Annotated in this window: 1 protein-coding gene; it reads left to right on the forward strand. The window is 68.9% G+C overall.

The annotated features are described in order from the left end of the window. Positions 1–99 precede the first annotated feature (99 nt). Positions 100–1,590: an IS4 family transposase gene (locus tag AB0M70_RS42110; RefSeq protein WP_365829165.1), complete on the forward strand. Its 1,491-nt coding sequence runs from the start codon at positions 100–102 to the stop codon at positions 1,588–1,590. Positions 1,591–1,604 lie beyond the last annotated feature (14 nt).

The raw sequence follows: 1,604 nt of genomic DNA on the forward strand, positions 1-1,604 counted from the left end.
GGGGGTTGACGGCCATCGAGACCCCTGGCAGGTCGGATAGCGGTGAGAGATCTGACCTGTGGAGCCTCGATGTCTTGTCATCGTGTCACCGCAACGGGAGTGGATTCCAGGGTCGGGCAGCGGATCGCGGCGGCGCGGGTGGCGGCCGGGATCCGGCTGGAAGCGCTGGATGAATTCGTCTCCCCACAGGCGGTGGAAGAAGCCGTCCGCTCGTGTGGGCGGGATGAGAAGCGCTGGTGTGCCTGTCTGCCGGCCAGCGCGGTGGTCTACTTCGTGCTAGCGATGTGCCTGCACTTCAGCGACGGCTATGCCGAGATCCTGCGCAGGCTGACCGACGGGCTGCGCACCGCCGTTCATACGAGAGCCTTACGGGTGGCGGGCACCTCCGCCGTCTCCAAAGCCCGTGCGCGACTGGGCCCCGGGCCGTTGAAAGTCCTGTTCGAGCAGGTGCGCGGCCCCTTGACCGCATCGCAGTCACCCGGCGCCTTCGCCTTCAGCCGACGCCTGCTGATGCTCGCGCTGGACGGCACCGTCCTCGATGTCGCACCCACACCGGCCAATATCAAGGCCTTCGGCTCACCGCCCGGCGGCAGCCGCAAGCCCGGACACTATCCCCAGGTCAAGCTCGTCCTGCTGATCGCCTGCGGCACCCGCGGCATTCTCGACGCGCGTTTCGGTCCGCGCCGGGACAACGAGGTCGCGCTGGCCAAGCAGCTGGCAACCATTCCGACCCTGTCCGGCGGGCAACTCGTGCTGATGGACCGGGCCTTTCACGGCCACGACGTCCTCGCCCGCATCACCGCCTGCGGCGCCGACTTCATCGTCCGCGCGCACTCCCACCACTGGCTGCCCCACCTGCGCGAACTGGCGGACGGGAGTTTCCTGTCCTGCGTTGCGGACCGGGCCTCCGGCCAACGCCAGGCCGCCTTGCGCTTCTGCAACCGGCGCATGCCACCGGGCCACCCGCACGGCGTCGCGGTGCGGGTGGTGGACGCCGACATCATCGCCACCCCTGAACACGGACCGCCCCGCACCCGCCCGCTGCGGGTGATTACCAGCCTGCTGGACCCCGACCAAGCCCCGGCTCAGCAGATTGCCGCCGTCTATGCGGAACGCTGGAACAGCGAGACCAGCCTGCTCGAGGTGAAAATCCTTCAAAGCGACCACCGGCCCCTGCTGCGGTCGCAGACCCCCGACGGCGTCGTGCAGGAGATCTACGGACTGCTCATCACCCACCAATACCTGCAAGCCCAGCGCGCCCGCGCCGCCCAGGCCAGCCTGGATCCCACGACCGGCCAGCCACTGGACCCAGACCGCATCTCCTTCACGGCGGTCCTGCGCACCACCCGCCGTCACCTGCACTACCGGCCGGCCGCGGGACAGCCCCCGCTGATCACCCTGGTCCAGGTCGAAGCCCTGGCCCAACTGATCCCCCGCAGACCTCACCGCGTCAGGCCCCGGGCCAGACAGGCACCCAATCACCGCATGCGAGCCCCCGGCCCGGTGCCCACCGGCAACGTCACCTACACGATCACTATCTGCCGCAGAGACGAGACTCCCCGCGTCACACCCCAACCACCAGCCAAATAGCGACGCGACATTAG

Source organism: Streptomyces sp. NPDC051214, assembly GCF_040682375.1.
Lineage (GTDB): Bacteria > Actinomycetota > Actinomycetes > Streptomycetales > Streptomycetaceae > Streptomyces.